The following is a 16,863-nucleotide window of genomic DNA, read 5'->3' as shown; positions in this document are numbered from 1 at the left end:
AGCTCCTTTGTGTCCTCGTTGACACGTGCTGTGATCCACAACACGAATGACCTGTTGAGTCTTGCTGCACATTCCTCGCAACTCAATGGCCAAATCAGCACCGCAGATGTGCAGAATTGCAGATATGAATCCGAATCCGGACGATCTGCTCGTCCTCCTGGCCGTGTCGCGCACCGGCAAATTCACGACGGCGGCCCAGCACCTGGGACTGAACCACACCACCGTCTCGCGCAGGATCGCCGCACTGGAGAAAGCGCTCGGCGGCCGGACCCTCGCCCGCGCCGCCGGCGGCTGGGAACTCACCGAACTCGGTGCCGAAGCGGTCGCGGTTGCGGAGCGGATCGAGGCCGCGGTGGGAACGCTGGAAGCGGAGGACCGGGCGCCGGACCCGATTGCCGGCGTCGTGCGCATGACCGCGACCGACGGCTTCAGCGCGTACATCGCGGCACCTGCCATCGCCCGGCTGCGGAAGCAGCACCCGGGCCTGAGCGTGGAGATCATCACCGTGACGCGCAGGGCCCTGCAGCAGCGCTCCGGCCTGGACCTGGAGGTGGTGGTGGGCGAGCCGCAGGTGCACCGGGCGGAGTCGGTGCGGCTGGGGCAGTACATGCTGGGCATGTACGCGTCACGGGAGTACCTGGCGGCGCACGGCACCCCACGCACGGTGGAGGAACTGGTCAAGCACCCGTTGGTGTACTTCGTGGATTCGATGCTGCAGGTGGATGACCTTGATACCCCGCGGAGGCTGGTCCCCTCCATGCGGGACGGCGTGTCGTCCACGAATGTGTTCGTGCACGTGGAGGCCACGCGGGCCGGCGCCGGCATCGGCTTCCTGCCGTGCTTCATGGCGGGGCGGCACGCTGACCTCGTGCGGCTGCTTCCCGCCGACTTCGCCGAGCTGCTCCCCTATTGGCTGGTGCTCCGCCCGGACTCGATGCGCCGCCCGGCGGTCGCCGCCGTCGTACGGGCCCTTCAGGAGGAGACGGCGGCCCGGCGGGACGTGCTGTTGGGCGGCTAGTCGCCTTGCTCTGTGGGCGCGGGCGGATCGTGGCGGATCTCGGCGCCACGGGCAAAGGAGCGGACTTGGGCGTCGTCCCAGATATGCGCCGGGACGGCACCGCCGAGGAGCTTGCGGGCCAGCTTCGGGTCGTCGCCGAACGGTGTGTCGCTGCCGGCCATGATCATATTGCCGTAGCGGCGGCCCTTCAGCATGGCGGGGTCGGCGATGATCAGTGTGTGCGCGAAGGTGTCAGCGATGGTGGCGGCGTCCTGGCGGGCGTTCCTGAGGTCCGGGCTGTCGCCGGAGTTCGCCACGTAGAGCCCGCCCGGCGCCAGGACGTTGCGGGCGTGCACGTTGAATTCGCGGGTGGTGAGGGCGCGCGGAGTGAACGCCCCGGCGAACACGTCGCGGATGATCAGGTCCCGGCTCTGCGGCGTGAGGGTTTCAGTGACGGCACGGGCCTCGCCCACCCGGATTCGGAGCAGCGGCGCCTTCGGCAGCTCGAACCAGGCGCGCACGTAGTCGGCCAGTTTTCCGTCCAGCTCCACCACCACCTGGCGGGCTTCCGGGTAGGCGGCGTGGACATACCGCGCCACCGAACACGCCCCGCCGCCCAGGTGCAGGGCGCGCAGCTTGGGCCGGTCCTCCGGGGGCCACACGGATTCCACCAGCGCGGCGATCCAGCGCATGTATTCGAAGTCCAGGAAGAGCGGATCCGCGAGGTCGATGTGCGAGCTCATCACGCCGTTGATCTTCAGGAGCCAGCCGTTGGAGTTGTCAGGATCGGCCACCAATTCGCAGTCCCCGGTGTCGATGTAATAGACGCCCTCCACTGGGCCCTTCGGCCGGGCGCCCTCGGGCAATTCGACGACGCCGCTCCCCCGCCTGGCGCTGCTTGCCTGCCGGGCTGCTTTTCCGCGCTTGGCCATCAGCGGGGTCCTGCCTGAGTCATGCTTCAACCTTAGTTGAAGGCAGTCAGCCCGACCGTGCCCCTCGTTATTGCCCGACCGTCCTGACCTTCTTTGAGCTTACGTTTCCGGGACACGCCCCGGTGGCCGGCGCGTCGAGGCGGGTTTGAAAGCAAAAAGGGTGAGGACGGCTCCTTCCGCCCGCCGTCGGGCATGAATCCGTTGCGGAGGTAAGGGCCATGTCCAGCGGCCTCACACCACCCTTGCGATCGCGAAGCCGTCCCAACCCTTGGTCCCCACGGTCTGGATGGCGGTGGCGTCGAGCCGCGGGTCCTGGCCCATCATCTCCAGGGCAGCCGTGATTCCGGGGGCGTTGATTTCGTCCATGGAGTTGTCCAGGATGGCGCCCTCCCAGATGACGTTGTCCATGACAATCACGGTGCCGGGCCTGCCGAGCCGGATGGCCCAATCTAGGTAATTCGAATCGTTCTGCTTGTCGGCGTCGATGAAGACGAAGTCGAACGCATCCCCGCCTGCCAGCAGCGGCAAGGTGTCCAGTGCCGGCCCCACCCGGATGTCCACCTTGTGCCCGACCCCGGCGGCGTCCACGTTTTTCCGGGCCACCTCGGCATGCAGGGGCAGGTATTCGCAGGTGACGAGCTGGCCGTCGTCGGGAAGTCCCTGGGCCATCCAGATCGTGCTGAAGCCGGCCAGCGTGCCGATCTCCAGCACCCGCCGCGCGCCGCTCAGCTGCACCAGCAGCTTGAGCAGCTTCCCGGCGTTGGGAGCCACCTCGATGGCCGGCATGCCGGCGTCGACCGCGGAACGCAGCGCCCGGGACAGCTCGGGGCCGGGATGCACGACGGCGGTGGACAAGTATTCTTCGACCTCTGCCCAGCCGTGCTGGATCCTGTGTTCGAACATGGCCCCCAGTCTGGCACCCGGGCCGCGGGCTGGGAAGGCCGCCGACATGGTGGAAGAGTAGATCCATGGGAAGTCCACTGCCATACAAGACCCCAAGATCCCTGCCCGCTTTCACGGTGGAGTCCGGATCCTTCAAGGACGGCCAGGCGCTGCCGCCGGCCCAGACCAGCGCCCGCCTGGGTGTATCGGGCGGCAAGGACGAGTCGCCCGGGTTGGCCTGGAGCGGTGCCCCCGAGGAAACCAAGGGCTATGCCGTCACCGTTTTCGACCCCGACGCGCGTTTAGGGTACTGGCACTGGGCCGTCGTCGGGATTCCCGCCACGGCGGCCTCCCTGCCGGCGGGCGCCGGCACTGCGGACGGCGGGCTGCTTCCCGCCGGTGCCTTCCAGTTGAAGAACGACGGCGGCACCGCCGACTACCTGGGAGCCGCACCGCCCAGGGGGTCCGGACAACACCGCTACGTCGCCGCTGTCCATGCCCTCGACGTGGCGGACCTTGGCCTCAAGGCCGGCACGCCGTCGTCGGCGCTCGGGCCGCTGCTGGACCGCCACACCTTGGCGCGCGCCACGATCACCGGCGTATTCGAGCGGCACTGAACCCACTCGGAAAAAGGCGTGCTCAGGAATCCTGGGCGGAGATGGCGTCCTCGAGCCGCTCGACCTTCCCGGTGAGTTCTCCCGAGTAGCCTGGCCGGATGTCGGCCTTGATGACCAGCGACACCCGGCTGCCGTACTTGCCCACGGCCTCGGTGGCCCGCCTGACGACGTCGAACACTTCGTCCCATTCGCCCTCGATGGTGGTGAACATGGAGTCGGTGCGGTTTGGCAGGCCAGAGTCCCGGACGATCTTCACGGCCTCGGCAACGGCGTCGTGCACGGAGCCGTCGGGCGCGGCAGAGGCTCCTTCGGCGGGCTGGCCGGACGGGGCCACGGAAAATGCGAGCAACATGGGCCAAGTCTTTCATGGCATGCCATGTCACAAAAAGTGTCCGCCGCATCAGATCGGATGTTCACGGCGCCCGCGTTGCTAATCTGGGCAGCATGAGCCTGCCCCCAGAACGCAAGCCGCTTCGGGCCGATGCCGCCCGGAACGTGGACAAGATCATCACCGCGGCGAGGCAATGTTTCCGCGAACTGGGACCGGACGTTCCCTTGCAGACCATCGCTTCCACCGCCGGCGTCGGCCCGGCCACCCTCTTCAGGAACTTCGCCGACAAACAGCAGCTCGTCCTCGCCGCCTTGTCCCGCCAATTGAGGCTGCATGTGGATCCGGTGGCCGAGGAGGCCCTGGCCGGAATGGACGCCGCACAAGGGCTCATCAAGGTGATCGACGCCGTCGTGATGGTTGCGAGCGAGGACGCCAACCTGCTGGGTGCGGTCGCCGGGAGGCGCAACCTGCTGATGGGGATCACAGGCGGGCTGGTCGATTCCATGGCGGTCCTGCTGGCGCGAGGCCAGGGGCAGGGCTCGCTGCGCAAGGACATCACCATCGAAGACATGATCCGGCTGGTGGCCATGCTGATCGGCTCCGTGGACACCATGGAACCCGGCTCGAAGGCCTGGGAACGGCCGGTGGCGCTTGTGGAAGACGCGATCCGCACCGAGCGCCCCGACCGGCCGCTGCCGCCGCAGACCCCCATCCCGGGCGTCTTCCTCTAGGCCGCAAACGCAGCTCCTTCGTAGGGGTTCAGCTCGCCGCCCGTTGGTGCTCAAATGGGAGGGTTAGACCGGCTGCCCGAGTCCGACCACGGCCTCGGCCATTTGGAAGGAAGCACATGTCTGATCCCCAGGAAGCCGCCGCGGACAGCGTGACATCGCACGGCAGCGAGAGCGAGAACCCCGCGATCCCTTCGCCGCAGCCGAAGCGGCACAGGCCCCGGACGAATGCCGACTGGTGGCCGAACCAGCTCGACCTCTCGGTGCTCCACACCCACCACCCCGCCGGGAATCCGCTCGGGTCAGGATTCAGTTACGCGGATGAGTTCCGGAACCTCGATGTCGAGGCTCTCAAGCAGGACATCGTCGACGTGCTGACGACCTCCCAGGACTGGTGGCCCGCGGACTTCGGCCACTACGGCGGGCTAATGATCCGGATGAGCTGGCACGCGGCCGGCACCTACCGCGTCCACGACGGCCGCGGCGGCGCCGGCGACGGCAGCCAGCGGTTCGCGCCGCTCAACAGCTGGCCCGACAACGCCAACCTCGACAAGGCCCGGCGGCTGCTGTGGCCCGTGAAACAAAAGTACGGCCAGAAGATCTCCTGGGCGGACCTGCTGGTCCTCGCCGGCAATGTGGCGCTCGAGTCCATGGGCTTCAAGACCTTCGGATTCGCCTTCGGCCGCGAGGACGTGTGGGAGCCCGAGGAGATCTTCTGGGGACCTGAAGACACGTGGCTGGGCGACGAGCGCTACATCGGCGAGGGCAAGATGGCGCCCAACGTCGGCGCCACCGAGATGGGCCTGATCTACGTCAACCCAGAGGGCCCCATGGGCAATCCCGACCCCGCCGCGGCCGCCGCGTTCATCCGGGAGACGTTCAGGCGCATGGCGATGAATGACGAGGAGACGGTCGCCCTGATCGCCGGCGGGCACACCTTCGGGAAGACCCATGGCGCGGGCGATGCCGACGAGCACGTCGGCCCGGAGCCGGAGGCTGCCGCCTTGGAGAACCAGGGCCTGGGATGGCTCAGCAGCTACGGTTCCGGCAAGGCAGGCGACACCATCACCTCGGGGCTGGAGGTGACCTGGACGGACCGGCCAACCCAGTGGAGCAACCGCTTCTTCGAAATCCTCTTCGGGCACGAGTGGGAACTCACGAAGAGTCCGGCCGGCGCCAATCAGTGGGTCGCGAAGGACGCCGAAGAGATCATCCCGGACGCACACGACCCGCAGCGGAAGCACCGGCCCACGATGCTCACCACGGACCTCTCGCTCCGCGTCGACCCGATTTACGAGCAAATCTCCCGGCGCTTCATGGAAAACCCCGACGAGTTCGCGCTGGCCTTCGCCAAGGCCTGGTACAAGCTGCTGCACCGCGACTTGGGGCCGGTGGGACCGCACCTGCTCGGCCCGTGGGTTCCCGAACCGCAGCTGTGGCAGGACCCGATCCCGGCGGTCGAGCACGAACTGATCGACAAACAGGACGCCGCTACCCTCAAGGCCCGGCTCCTGGACTCGGGACTCTCCGTCCAGGAGCTCGTCAACACGGCATGGGCAGCCGCGTCCACGTACCGCAAGACCGACAGGCGGGGCGGGGCCAACGGGGCCCGCATCCGGCTGGAGCCCCAGCGCAGCTGGGAGATCAACCAGGCAGGACAGCTCGAAACCACCCTGCAGGCGATCGAGTCGGTGCAACAGGAATTCAATGCCGCAATGAACGGGGGCAAGAAGGTATCGCTGGCCGACCTCATAGTGCTGGGCGGCTGCGCGGCGGTGGAGAAAGCCGCCAGGGACGCCGGCGTCGAGGTGACCGTGCCGTTCACCCCGGGCAGGGCCGACGCGTCCCAGGACCAGACCGACGTCGAATCCTTCCAGTACCTCACCCCCCGGGCCGACGGGTTCCGAAACTACGTGCGTCCCGGCGAGGAACTGCAACCGGAAACCCTGCTGGTCGACAAGGCGTACCTGCTCGACCTCTCCGCGCCGGAGATGACGGTGCTTGTGGGAGGCATGCGGGCCCTCGGCGCCAACCTCGGCGGTTCGCCGCACGGTGTCCTGACCGGGCGGCCCGGGCTCCTGACGAACGACTTCTTCGTCAACCTGCTCTCGCCGGGCACCCAGTGGAAAGCCTCGGAATCAGAGGAGAGCGTCTTCGAGATCCGGGATGTCTCCACCGGCGAGACGAGATGGACAGCCACCGCCGTCGACCTGATCTTCGGCTCCAACTCCCAGCTCCGGGCGCTGGCCGAGGTCTATGCCAGCAGCGATGCGCGGGAGAAGTTCGTCCGCGACTTTGTGGCGGCCTGGGTGAAAGTCATGGAACTGGACCGCTTCGACCTCCGCTGAGCGGCGCCCTTCCGGGCCCGGCCGCGGAAGCGGCCGGGCCCGCTCAGCCCCGGCCGGACTCTCAGCCCCAGCCGAGCAGCCGCAGCCCCGCTGCCGCCGCGGCACCGGCAATGACCACCACCAGGAATGGCGCCCGGAGCCACAGCGCGACGGCGGCCGCGACGAGTGCGCCGACCCGGGCATCGAAGGCAAGGGACTGCCCCGCGGCAAAGGCGTTGACCACCGTCAGGGAGGCCAGCAGCCCGATGGTCATGGTGCCCGCGATGTGCATGGTGCGCGGGTTCTTCAGCAGGCTCCGCGGCACGAAATAGCCGGCCAGTTTTGTGGCATACGCCAGGACGCAGGCAGCAAGGATCCAGGGCCAGAGGTTCATTCCGCTCCCTCCCCGTGACCGCCTCGGCGGGAGTCGCCGCGGCCGGAGTCGCCGCGGCCGTGCGCATAGGGGTCGATGTCGGGCTCCAGTCCCTCATCGCTGCGGGCGTGGCTGAGCCAGCCGAAGACCCCGGCCACCGCTGCCGCCACCAGGATGGGGACGCCGGGCGGCACGAACGGGACCGCCAGGAGCGTCGCCACGGCGCAGACGACGGCGATCGCCCACGGCTCGCGGCCCTTCAGCCGGGGCCAGAGCAAGGCGAGGAAGGCGGCGACAGCAGCGCCGTCGAGCCCCCATTGCTTCGGGTCGCCCAGCGCGTTCCCGGCGAGCGCTCCGACGGCCGTGAACAGGTTCCACAGGACGTAGATGCCGATTCCGGCGGTCCAGAATCCGCGGCGCTGCTCGTCCGGTTCGGACTGGCCCGACGCCGTTGCCGTGGTTTCGTCGATGCTCAGCTGGGCCTGGAGGTACTTGAGCTTGCCTTTGGGCAGCAGCAGCGCGTTCATCTGCATGCCGTAGATGCCATTCCGCAGGCCGAGCAGGGCCGCCGCCGTCATGGCCGCGACGCCGGAACCGCCGCCGGCCACTACGCCAATGAAGGCGAACTGCGAACCACCGCTGAACATAATCAGGCTCAGCGCCATGGTCTGCCAGAAGTCGAAGCCGGACGCCACCGAGAGGGCGCCGAAGGAAATCCCATAGAGCCCCGTGGCGATGCTGATGGATAGGCCGACCTTCACGGCCGGGGATTCGAGCAACTTCGGGGGCATGCCTTCATGCAACCACAGCCCCGCCCGGCGCCCTAACTCCAAGCCTCACGCTCGGTTCAGCATATTGAACTGAGTTCAGCATAGTGTTAGCGTTGCTGGACAATTCCAAGGAGGAACCGCATGCGCATCGCCCGTCTCCAGACCCCTTCCGGCCCCACCCACGCCGTATTGCGCGGGGAACGCTGGGAGCACATCGAGGACGTCTTTGCGGACGAGCTTGCCCCTACCGGCGCCTCCACCGCCGCCGACGACGCCGAACTCCTCGCCCCCGTGCGGCCGGCCGTGCTCTTGGGCATCGCCCAGAACCTCGGCAACAACAGCCACCCGCTCCCCATCCAGGCGTGGCACAAATCCGTGCACACGGTCGCAGCACCGGGCGCCGATATCGTGGCGGTGCGCGGGGCGGGCACCGTGAACATCGAAGGCGAACTGGCCGCCGTCATTGGCAAACGGGCGGAGAACCTCACGCTGGAAAACGCCCTGGAACACGTGCTGGGCTACACGGTGGTCAACGACGTCACCAATGTGGAGCAGAACCAGACAGACGAGAAGATGTTCCAAGGCAAGGCCGGCACCAACTACACCCCGCTGGGTCCGTGGATCGAAACCGAACTCGAGGACCCGGAGAACGTGGCCACCACGGTGACCGTCAACGGCGAGACCAAGGCGAAGTCCGGTTCCTTCAACCTTTCCTCCTCGGTGGCCGCATGCCTGGTGTACGTCACCCGCTGGCTCACACTGGAACCGGGTGACGTCATCATGACCGGCGCGCCCAACACCTTCGTGGCCGTGCAGCCCGGGGACCACGTGGAAATCACGCTGGACGGGATCGGAACGCTCGCCAACACAGTGGTTTGACCCAACTAGCTCGCATTAGTTGTCGTTTTGAGGGCTCAGAACGACAACAATTGCGAGCTAGTTGGGCGAAGCCGGGTCAGCTGGGCGAAGCCAGGTCAGTTGGGCGAAGCCGGCGTGTAGACGATCAGCTTGAGCGACGGGGCGTCGGCGAGGGTCAACTGGTGGTGCTCGTAGACCCCGGTGCCGCCGCCGGGACGGTTGAAGGACCGGGTGCGGGGCGTGAAGCCGCGGATCCCGTGGGCCTCCCATTGGGCCCGGAACTCGGGGCTGGCCTGCAGCAGCCCGGCCACCAGGCTGGCTTTCCGGGCGTCCTGGATGCGGGATCCCGTCTCGGCCCGGAACTCGGCCAGGAACTGGGCGCTGGTCTGTTCCCAGTCGGGCAGGAGCGCCCGGACCGCCGGGTCCGTGAAGACGAGCTTCAACAGGTTCCGCTCCGGGCCGGAGACCTCCAGCACCCTGGGGAACAAGGCACTGTATGCCTGGTTCCACGCCACGATGTCCCAATTGCCTTCCAGGGCCAGCGCCGGGTTGGGATCGATGGCATCGAGGAGCCGCTGCACGTGCTCGGTGGTCTCTGCGGTGCCCGGGCCGGGAGCCGGCACCGCATAGCCGAAGGGCGTGAACAGGTACCGCTCCCCCGCTGCATCCAGGCGCAGCACGGTGGCCAGCGAGGCCAGAACCTCGCGGGAGGGATTGACCTTGCGGCCCTGCTCCAGCCAGGTGTACCAGGTGACCGAAATGGCGGCCAGGAACGCCACCTCCTCGCGCCGCAGTCCTACGTCCTTGCCCCGGGCCGCCTGCGGAAGCCCGTAGGCGCTGCGCACCGCCTGGCGACGACGCGCGGTCAGGAAGCTTCCGAGTTCCTTGCGCCACGCTTCGGTTTCCGCCACATCTGCCTCCTCTCGCCCGCATTGCTCAAGTAGCAACTCTAGTACTGCCACTACCAGTATTGACGCCGTCTTGGTGCCCGGGTTATTCGCGCGAGAGACTGGGGAACATGCCTGCATACCGTTCACGCACTGTCACCCACGGCCGCAACATGGCCGGAGCCCGCGCACTGCTGCGCGCCTCCGGCGTCGCCAACTCGGACATCGGCAAGCCGATCATCGCCGTTGCCAACTCCTTCACCGAATTCGTCCCCGGCCACACGCACCTGGCCCCCGTGGGCCGGATCGTCTCCGACGCGATTCTCGCCGCGGGTGCCGTGCCGCGCGAGTTCAACACCATTGCCGTGGACGACGGCATCGCCATGGGCCACGGCGGCATGCTCTACTCGCTGCCGTCCCGCGACCTGATCGCCGACTCCGTGGAGTACATGGCCAACGCACACTGCGCCGACGCCCTGGTCTGCATCTCCAACTGCGACAAGATCACCCCCGGCATGCTCATGGCCGCCCTGCGCCTGAACATCCCCACCGTGTTCGTTTCCGGCGGCCCCATGGAAGCCGGCCGCGTGACCCTGACCGACGGCTCCGTGCGCTCCCTGGACCTGGTGAACGCGATCGCCGACGCCGTGGATGAGTCCATCTCCGACGCAGACATCAACCTCATCGAAGAAAACGCCTGTCCCACCTGCGGTTCCTGCTCCGGCATGTTCACCGCCAACTCCATGAACTGCCTCACCGAGGCCATCGGCCTCTCGCTGCCGGGCAACGGCTCCGTGCTGGCGACCCACACCGCGCGCAAGGCCCTGTACGAGAAGGCCGGTTCCACCGTCGTCGAGCTGGTGAAGCGCTACTACGACGGCGACGACGCCTCCGTGCTGCCCCGCTCCATCGCCACCGCCAAGGCCTTTGACAACGCCATGGCCCTGGACATCTCGATGGGCGGCTCCACCAACACCATCCTCCACCTGCTGGCCGCGGCCCAGGAGGCCGGCGTGGACTACGGCCTGGCCGAGATGGACGCCAAGTCCCGCCAGGTGCCCTGCCTGGCCAAGGTGGCTCCGAACGTGGCCAAGGACAAGACCTACTACATGGAGGACGTGCACCGCGCCGGCGGCATTCCCGCCCTGCTGGGCGAACTGAACCGCGGGGGCCTCCTGCACAAGGACGTCCACTCCGTGCACTCCTCCGACCTGGACGGCTGGCTGGACGACTGGGACATCCGGGGCGGCAAGGCCACCGAGGAAGCGCAGGCCCTGTGGCACGCGGCTCCCGGCGGCGTCCGCTCCTCCACCGCGTTCTCCCAGTCGAACGAGTGGACCTCCCTGGACACCGACGCCGAGGGCGGCTGCATCCGCTCCGTGGAGCACGCCTACTCCAAGGACGGCGGCCTGGCCGTGCTGCGCGGCAACGTGGCCCTGGACGGCGCCGTGGTGAAGACCGCCGGCGTGGACGAGTCCATCTGGACCTTCGAGGGCCCGGCAGTGGTCTGCGAATCCCAGGACGAGGCCGTGGAAAAGATCCTGAACAAGACCGTCAAGGAAGGCGACGTGGTGGTCATCCGCTACGAAGGCCCCAAGGGCGGCCCGGGCATGCAGGAAATGCTCTACCCGACGTCGTTCCTCAAGGGCCGCGGCCTGGGCAAGAAATGCGCCCTCATCACGGACGGCCGCTTCTCCGGCGGCACCTCCGGCCTATCGATCGGGCACATCTCGCCGGAGGCCGCCTCCGGCGGAACGATCGCACTGGTCCAGGACGGCGACATCATCCGCATCGACATCCCCAGCCGCTCCCTTGAGCTCCTGGTTGACGCCGCCGAACTGGATGCCCGCCGCGAGCGCCTTGAGGCCACCACCGGATACCACCCGGTGAACCGCGAGCGTGAAGTCTCCGCGGCCCTGCGCGCCTACGCGGCCATGGCCACCTCGGCGGACAAGGGAGCCGTGCGCGACGTCGACTCCCTCTACCGCCTGACCTCGCCGCAGCCGGTGGCCCGGTAGGTCCCGCCCGGCACAGTCATCTGGCTGGCAGTTGTTGTCGTTTTGAACGCTCAGAACGACAACAACTGCCAGCCAGTTGGGTTTAAGACGTGGAAAGCTGCGCCAGCACCTGGGCCGGCTTGTTCGTGGTGATTTCGTGGATGCCCAGGCCCTGGCAGAGGGCCACGTCGCGTTCGGAATCCACTGTCCACACCCGGAAGCGGCGGCCGGAGTCGAGCCAGCGCTGCACGGCACGGGCGTGCTTGCGGACATAGTCGATCCCCGGCCCGGCCAGCCCCACCTCGCAGTCGTCCAGGATCCGTTCGCCTTCCAGCTGGGCAGCCTTCATCACATTTGCCACCGCGCCTCCCGTGATCCGGCCCAGGCCCAGCTCCTCGCGGATTTCCTCCACGCTCACGTCATCCACCAGCTGGCAGATGTGCTGGCCCGGAACGGTCTGCAGCAGGTGCTTCACGGAGTCGGGGCTGAAGCTCATGAAGGACACCAGGATGTTGTCCAGGCGTGAGCTTTCCGCGTCCCAGCCCTCCCTGAGCAGGAGTTCCAGCAGCCGGTCCTCCAGCTTCAACTGGTAGGGGCTGGGGTGCTTGAGTTCGATCGCGAGCCCGATCTCCCGCCCGGCGCCCCGCAGGAGGTCCAGCAGTTCGGGCAGGGTCAGGAACTGCTCGGAGATTCCGCCGTACTCGTCGGGAATCCGGGCGCCCTTCCATGACGAGAAGTCCAGGGTGCGCAGTTCGGCCAGGTCCTTCTCGGCCACCGGCCCGGTGCCGTCGGAGGTGCGGTCCAGGTTCGCGTCGTGCAGCAGCACCAGGTGCTGGTCCCGGCTGAGGTGGATGTCGCATTCAACTCCGTCCGCGCCGTCGGCGATCGCCTTCAGGTACGCCGCGCGCGTGTGCTCGGCAAAAACAGCGCTTGCCCCGCGGTGCGCGTAGACCAGCGGCCGCCGCAAGGGGGCGGCGTTTTCCGAGGAGTCGCTTTCGGGTGCCTCGATAGTCATGCTGCCACGGTAGCCCACCCGCCCTTCGGCCACGGGGCTACGCTGGGCACATGCAGGTGAACTCTGAACAAATCCCGACGGCGGAACAAAGCCGCGCGGCAAACGAACCGGAAGCGCGCACCGGCGGGGCGGCCGCCGTCGGGCATTCCGCCGACGTGTCCGCGAGCGACGCCGCCAAGGCCGGGGCCCTGCGCCGGATGAAGAGCTTGGCTCTGGCGCTGCTGCTCGGCATGGCGGTGGTGTTCACGGTGGCTTTCGCCCTGCAGAAGCAGTACCCGTGGCTGGAGTACGTGCGGGCCGCGGCCGAGGGCGGCATGGTGGGTGCGCTGGCGGACTGGTTCGCCGTGACGGCCCTGTTCAAGTACCCGATGGGCCTGAAGATCCCGCACACCGCCATCATCCCGCGGCGCAAGGACCAGATCGGCGCCTCCCTGTCCGACTTCGTGGAGAGCAATTTCCTCTCCGAGCAGGTGGTGAAGGACAAACTGGCCAGCGTGGACATCGCCCGCAAGGCCGGCGAGTGGCTGCGCTCCCCCGGCGGGCCCGAGCGCGTGGCCAAGGAAGGGTCCGCGCTGATCCGCGGCGCGTTCACCGTGTTGAACGACGACGACGTCCAGGCCGTGATCGAGGGCATGGTCCGCAAGCACGTGCTGACTCCGCCGTGGGGACCGCCCGTCGGCCGGATGGCCGAGCGGGTCTTCGCCGAGGGACACCACCACAGGCTGGTGGACCTGCTGGTTGACCGCGCCGCGGACTGGGTGGCGGACAACCACTCCACCGTGAACCGGCTGGTCTCCGACCGTTCGCCGCTGTGGGTGCCGTCGTTCCTGGACGACATGGTGGGCGACAAGGTCCATACCGAGCTGTCCAAGTTCATCCGCGCCGTGCAGGCGGACCCGGATCACCAGGTTCGTCTTTCGATCGACACTTACCTGACCGAACTGGCCTACGACCTGCAGCACGATCCGGCGATGATTGCCCGGGCGGAGGGCATCAAGGCGCAGATCCTCGGTGATCCGGAGGTCCGCGAACTGGCCTCCCGCACGTGGGGCACCATCAAGAACGCGCTGCTGACCGCCGTCGACGATCCGGACTCGGAGCTCAGCCTGCGCTTCAAGACCGCGGTGCGCGATTTCGGCACCCGGTTGGTGGACGATGCCGAACTGGCCGGCAAGGTCAACGCCTGGATCGGCGACGCCGCCGGGTACCTCGTGAACACCTACCGTTCGGACATCGCCGGCGTCATTTCGGACACGGTGGCACGCTGGGACGCCGAAGAGACGTCACAGAAGATCGAGCTCCAAGTGGGCAAGGACCTGCAGTACATCCGCATCAACGGCACCGTGGTGGGTGCGCTGGCCGGGCTGGCGATCTTCACGTTGGCGCATTTGGTGTTCGGCTGACGCCTGCTATCCCGTCAACAGGCATGCTCAGCGAACGGACATGCTCGGCGCTGGGCGCCAAGGGAAGAGTGGCGATCAGGCAAACGGCGCGATCTCCACACCGGCATCTTCCAGGCCCTGGCGCACCGCGGCCGCGAGTTCCACCGCACCCGGGGTGTCGCCGTGGATGCACAGGGAGTCGGCCCGGACGCGGATCACGGAACCGTCCACGGCCTCCAGCTCCCCGTCGCTCGCAAGTCGCACGGCCCGCTCGACCACCTTGCCGGCGTCGTGCACCACGGCGCCTTCCTGGGAGCGCGGCACCAGGGTGCCATCCGGCAGGTAGCCGCGGTCCACGAAGGCTTCATGGAATACGGGGTGGCCAACCTCGCCGGCGAGCCGCAGGAACGCCGAGCCCGGCAGGCCGAGCACGGGCAGTCCGGGGTCGTAGGCCTGGATGGCGGCGACGACCGCTTCGGCCTGGTCCGTGTCGTGCACGATCCGGTTGTACAGCGCCCCGTGCGGTTTCACGTAGTCCACAGAGGCGCCGACCGCGTGCGCGATCCCGTCGAGCGCGCCCAGCTGGTAAAGCACGTCGCCGTAGAGCTCATCGAAGGACATGTCCATGCTGCGCCGGCCGAAGCCGTGCAGGTCCCGGTAGCCGATGTGCGCGCCCACCCGGACGTCCAGTTCGGAGGCGGCCCGGCAGCTGTCCAACATGGTGATGGGGTCCCCGGCGTGGAAGCCGCAAGCCACATTGGCGCTGCTGACGAGCCGGAACATTGCGGCGTCGTCCCCGATGGTCCAGGAGCCGAGGCCCTCCCCCAGGTCAGCGTTAAGATCCATGGTTTCCACCCTCCGGGAGTGTGTTGTTGTTCGTGTACGAGTCCGGTGCGTCCGCCAGCAGCTCGCCGGGAATGGTGTCCGCCAGCGGCCCGAAGGCGTGCTTGGCCGAGGCCACCACGGCCCGGCCCATCATCAGGTTCCCGCCGCCGCCCACCACGGCTCCGACACCAAAGGGCAGTGCCCGGCCGAGGAAGGCAGTGCCTTGGCGCTTCAGGAGGTTCCGGAGGAAGGCCCGCTGGATGGCGTCCCGGACCACGCCGAAACCGCCGCCAGGTAGCTTCCTGCTGAGCGTCTTTCCCCAGGCCTGAGTGACGCCCTTGCCGCGGCCGCGGCTTTGTCCGCTGAGTGCGCCGAGCAAGGCCGTTCCTTCCTCGCCGAGCATGATCGCCATGACCATGGTTCGGGCGCGGTCCGGGTCGGTCAGGTGGATGCCGTGCAGTTCGGCGAGCGACGCCGCGTACAGGGCGGTCGCCTCCAGGAAACCGACGGTTGCCAGCCCGGACAGTCCCAGCGAGGCTGCCGTTCCCAGTCCGGGCACGACGGCGGTGGCTCCCACGGCGGCTCCCCCGCCGGTGACCGCGAGCAGGTAGTCCCGCTCCAGCTTGGCGGCCAGCTGAACGGCCGTGGCGTGCGGGTGGCGGCGACGCAGGCGCCGGAGGTTGGCAAGGACCAGCGGCCGCTGCACATCCACCGCGCGCAGGAGCACGCTGTGGACTCCGGGCTTGGCGTTGCCGTGTTCGTCGAACACCGCCTTGTGGACGGTCTCCTGGGCAATCTTCATCGCCGGGTTGGGGCGCTTTGCCATGCTCACCTCCGCCTTGGAAAGAGTTCGGGTCCAACTCCCCAAGCCTAGCTTGCAGGGGTCCCCGACCGAGCCTGCGAGGTTGGGGAGCAAGCGAGGCGCTAGTCCCCACCGCCTCCCTATCCTCGCTTCGCTTCGGCCAGGGAACCCGGGCGGCGTGGGCCCATGCGACAACCCCCCGGCGTAGACTGGGAGCGTTCGCAAGGACCGGTCCGAGCCAGGACAGGAAGTATCCGGAATGAAGAAGAACAGCAATCTGAACGACGTCAGGCACCACAGCGACGCGCCCGCCGAGGGCGAAACCGAAGGTTGGGTTTCGCACGACACCGGGCTGCACAGCCAGGATCCCGCCGAGGGTCCGGACGAAGACGAGCCCGCCGACCAATAGCCCAAAATCCCCGGCGATCCTAAACTTTAAGCGTGGCTCCACGCCTGCTTGCGGGATCTCCGGGGGACGCCAAACCGGGGCAACTGTTGGAGCGTGTACTCGACGAAGTACACGCCCTGCACAAGGCTGATGCCGCCAGCCTCCGTGCCCTGCGGCGCAGGTTTTCCGCCCAGATCGCGACGGCGGACGCCGCCGTCGTCTTCGAACTCGCGGACGGCCTCCGGGCAGCCGGCTTTGACTGGCTGGGCTGGGAACTGATCAATGCGCACGACGCCGCCTTCCACTCGCTGACTGCGGCCAGCTTGCAGGAACTCGGTTCGGAGATCGCGTCCTGGGGCCAGGCCGATGCCTTCGGCACCATTCTCAGCGGCCCGGCCTGGCGCGAGGGACTGGTCAGCGATGCCGACGTCGCAGGCTGGGCCAGGAACGGCAACCGCTGGTGGCGACGGCTGGCGCTCGTGTCCACCACCGTCCTCAACACCCGCTCCCGCTGGGGAACTGGCGACCGCGACCGCACCCTCGCCGTCGTCGTCCTCCTCATGCATGACCGGGACGACACCGTGGTGAAAGCGCTCAGCTGGGCGCTGCGCTCCCTGGTGCCGTGGGACCCGGGCGCGGTGCGCACCTTCCTGGAAGCGCACGACGGCGAACTCGCCTCACGCGTGAAGCGCGAGGTCCGCAGCAAGCTGGAAACCGGGCTGAAGTCCCCGCGTCGGCACTGATCCCGCCTG

18 protein-coding genes are annotated in these 16,863 nt (G+C 68.0%); 9 read left to right on the top strand and 9 right to left on the bottom strand.

Translation table 11 applies throughout. The features are described from left to right. Positions 1 to 124 precede the first annotated feature (124 nt). Positions 125 to 1,018: a LysR family transcriptional regulator gene (locus ACZ9CK_RS00845; RefSeq protein ID WP_476048965.1), complete on the top strand. Its 894-nt coding sequence runs from the start codon at positions 125 to 127 to the stop codon at positions 1,016 to 1,018. Here the strand turns inward: ACZ9CK_RS00845 and ACZ9CK_RS00840 are convergent. After that, a complete protein-coding gene (locus tag ACZ9CK_RS00840) occupies positions 1,015 to 1,929 on the bottom strand; it encodes a spermidine synthase (RefSeq protein WP_476048964.1) in 915 nt (304 codons plus the stop codon). The genes ACZ9CK_RS00845 and ACZ9CK_RS00840 overlap by 4 nt on opposite strands. Positions 1,930 to 2,160: 231 nt before the next feature. After that, positions 2,161 to 2,832, bottom strand: coding sequence for an O-methyltransferase (locus ACZ9CK_RS00835; protein ID WP_426301787.1), 672 nt, complete (start codon positions 2,830 to 2,832; stop codon positions 2,161 to 2,163). Between the two features lie 65 nt (positions 2,833 to 2,897). On the opposite strand from ACZ9CK_RS00835, the gene ACZ9CK_RS00830 reads away from it, so the two are divergent. Continuing rightward, complete coding sequence (locus ACZ9CK_RS00830) at positions 2,898 to 3,428, top strand: YbhB/YbcL family Raf kinase inhibitor-like protein (protein WP_476048963.1); 531 nt, start codon at positions 2,898 to 2,900, stop codon at positions 3,426 to 3,428. A gap of 22 nt (positions 3,429 to 3,450) precedes the next feature. On the opposite strand, the gene ACZ9CK_RS00825 is transcribed toward ACZ9CK_RS00830, so the two are convergent. Beyond that, positions 3,451 to 3,780, bottom strand: coding sequence for a thiamine-binding protein (locus ACZ9CK_RS00825; RefSeq protein ID WP_476048962.1), 330 nt, complete (start codon positions 3,778 to 3,780; stop codon positions 3,451 to 3,453). Positions 3,781 to 3,872: 92 nt separating this feature from the next. On the opposite strand from ACZ9CK_RS00825, the gene ACZ9CK_RS00820 reads away from it, so the two are divergent. Continuing rightward, positions 3,873 to 4,490 (top strand): TetR/AcrR family transcriptional regulator, encoded by a 618-nt coding sequence (locus tag ACZ9CK_RS00820; protein WP_426301781.1) that lies wholly within the window; start codon positions 3,873 to 3,875, stop codon positions 4,488 to 4,490. Between the two features lie 116 nt (positions 4,491 to 4,606). Continuing rightward, positions 4,607 to 6,835: a catalase/peroxidase HPI gene (gene katG / locus ACZ9CK_RS00815; protein WP_476048961.1), complete on the top strand. Its 2,229-nt coding sequence runs from the start codon at positions 4,607 to 4,609 to the stop codon at positions 6,833 to 6,835. Positions 6,836 to 6,896: 61 nt separating this feature from the next. Here the strand turns inward: katG and ACZ9CK_RS00810 are convergent, their stop codons facing one another. Together ACZ9CK_RS00810 and ACZ9CK_RS00805 are read right to left on the bottom strand one after the other, a co-directional pair. After that, positions 6,897 to 7,208, bottom strand: coding sequence for an AzlD domain-containing protein (locus tag ACZ9CK_RS00810; protein WP_426301777.1), 312 nt, complete (start codon positions 7,206 to 7,208; stop codon positions 6,897 to 6,899). Then, a complete protein-coding gene (locus ACZ9CK_RS00805; RefSeq protein WP_476048960.1) occupies positions 7,205 to 7,978 on the bottom strand; it encodes an AzlC family ABC transporter permease in 774 nt (257 codons plus the stop codon). The genes ACZ9CK_RS00810 and ACZ9CK_RS00805 overlap by 4 nt, the downstream gene beginning before the upstream one ends. A 120-nt stretch (positions 7,979 to 8,098) precedes the next feature. Between ACZ9CK_RS00805 and ACZ9CK_RS00800 the strand changes: the two genes are divergently transcribed. Next, entirely contained in the window at positions 8,099 to 8,836 is a 738-nt protein-coding gene (locus tag ACZ9CK_RS00800; RefSeq protein WP_476048959.1) for a fumarylacetoacetate hydrolase family protein, read from the top strand. Between the two features lie 95 nt (positions 8,837 to 8,931). On the opposite strand, the gene ACZ9CK_RS00795 is transcribed toward ACZ9CK_RS00800, so the two are convergent. Further along, the gene (locus ACZ9CK_RS00795; protein ID WP_426301771.1) at positions 8,932 to 9,726 is read right to left on the bottom strand and encodes a helix-turn-helix transcriptional regulator; all 795 of its coding nucleotides are present in this window, start codon (positions 9,724 to 9,726) and stop codon (positions 8,932 to 8,934) included. 107 nt (positions 9,727 to 9,833) lie between these two features. Here ACZ9CK_RS00795 and ilvD point away from each other — a divergent pair, with 107 nt between their 5' ends. Then, positions 9,834 to 11,720: a dihydroxy-acid dehydratase gene (gene ilvD, locus ACZ9CK_RS00790; RefSeq protein ID WP_476048958.1), complete on the top strand. Its 1,887-nt coding sequence runs from the start codon at positions 9,834 to 9,836 to the stop codon at positions 11,718 to 11,720. 82 nt (positions 11,721 to 11,802) lie between these two features. Here the strand turns inward: ilvD and ACZ9CK_RS00785 are convergent, their stop codons facing one another. Continuing rightward, positions 11,803 to 12,714 (bottom strand): glycerophosphodiester phosphodiesterase, encoded by a 912-nt coding sequence (locus ACZ9CK_RS00785; protein ID WP_426301767.1) that lies wholly within the window; start codon positions 12,712 to 12,714, stop codon positions 11,803 to 11,805. A gap of 50 nt (positions 12,715 to 12,764) precedes the next feature. On the opposite strand from ACZ9CK_RS00785, the gene ACZ9CK_RS00780 reads away from it, so the two are divergent. Continuing rightward, complete coding sequence (locus ACZ9CK_RS00780; RefSeq protein WP_476048957.1) at positions 12,765 to 14,117, top strand: DUF445 domain-containing protein; 1,353 nt, start codon at positions 12,765 to 12,767, stop codon at positions 14,115 to 14,117. Between the two features lie 75 nt (positions 14,118 to 14,192). Here the strand turns inward: ACZ9CK_RS00780 and ACZ9CK_RS00775 are convergent, their stop codons facing one another. Continuing rightward, the gene (locus ACZ9CK_RS00775; protein WP_476048956.1) at positions 14,193 to 14,942 is read right to left on the bottom strand and encodes a LamB/YcsF family protein; all 750 of its coding nucleotides are present in this window, start codon (positions 14,940 to 14,942) and stop codon (positions 14,193 to 14,195) included. Continuing rightward, positions 14,932 to 15,747, bottom strand: a complete 816-nt coding sequence (locus ACZ9CK_RS00770; RefSeq protein ID WP_476048955.1) for a hypothetical protein — start codon at positions 15,745 to 15,747, stop codon at positions 14,932 to 14,934. Before ACZ9CK_RS00770 ends, ACZ9CK_RS00775 begins: the two co-directional genes overlap by 11 nt. Positions 15,748 to 15,982: 235 nt before the next feature. Between ACZ9CK_RS00770 and ACZ9CK_RS00765 the strand changes: the two genes are divergently transcribed. Both ACZ9CK_RS00765 and ACZ9CK_RS00760 read left to right on the top strand, forming a co-directional pair. After that, positions 15,983 to 16,132 (top strand): hypothetical protein, encoded by a 150-nt coding sequence (locus tag ACZ9CK_RS00765; RefSeq protein WP_476048954.1) that lies wholly within the window; start codon positions 15,983 to 15,985, stop codon positions 16,130 to 16,132. Between the two features lie 32 nt (positions 16,133 to 16,164). Next, the gene (locus ACZ9CK_RS00760; RefSeq protein WP_426301756.1) at positions 16,165 to 16,854 is read left to right on the top strand and encodes a DNA alkylation repair protein; all 690 of its coding nucleotides are present in this window, start codon (positions 16,165 to 16,167) and stop codon (positions 16,852 to 16,854) included. The last annotated feature ends 9 nt before the right edge of the window (positions 16,855 to 16,863 follow it).

Source organism: Arthrobacter sp. TE26545, assembly GCF_056279005.1.
Note: the sequence above shows the minus strand (reverse complement) of the source record. Positions and strands in the feature narration are given on the sequence as shown.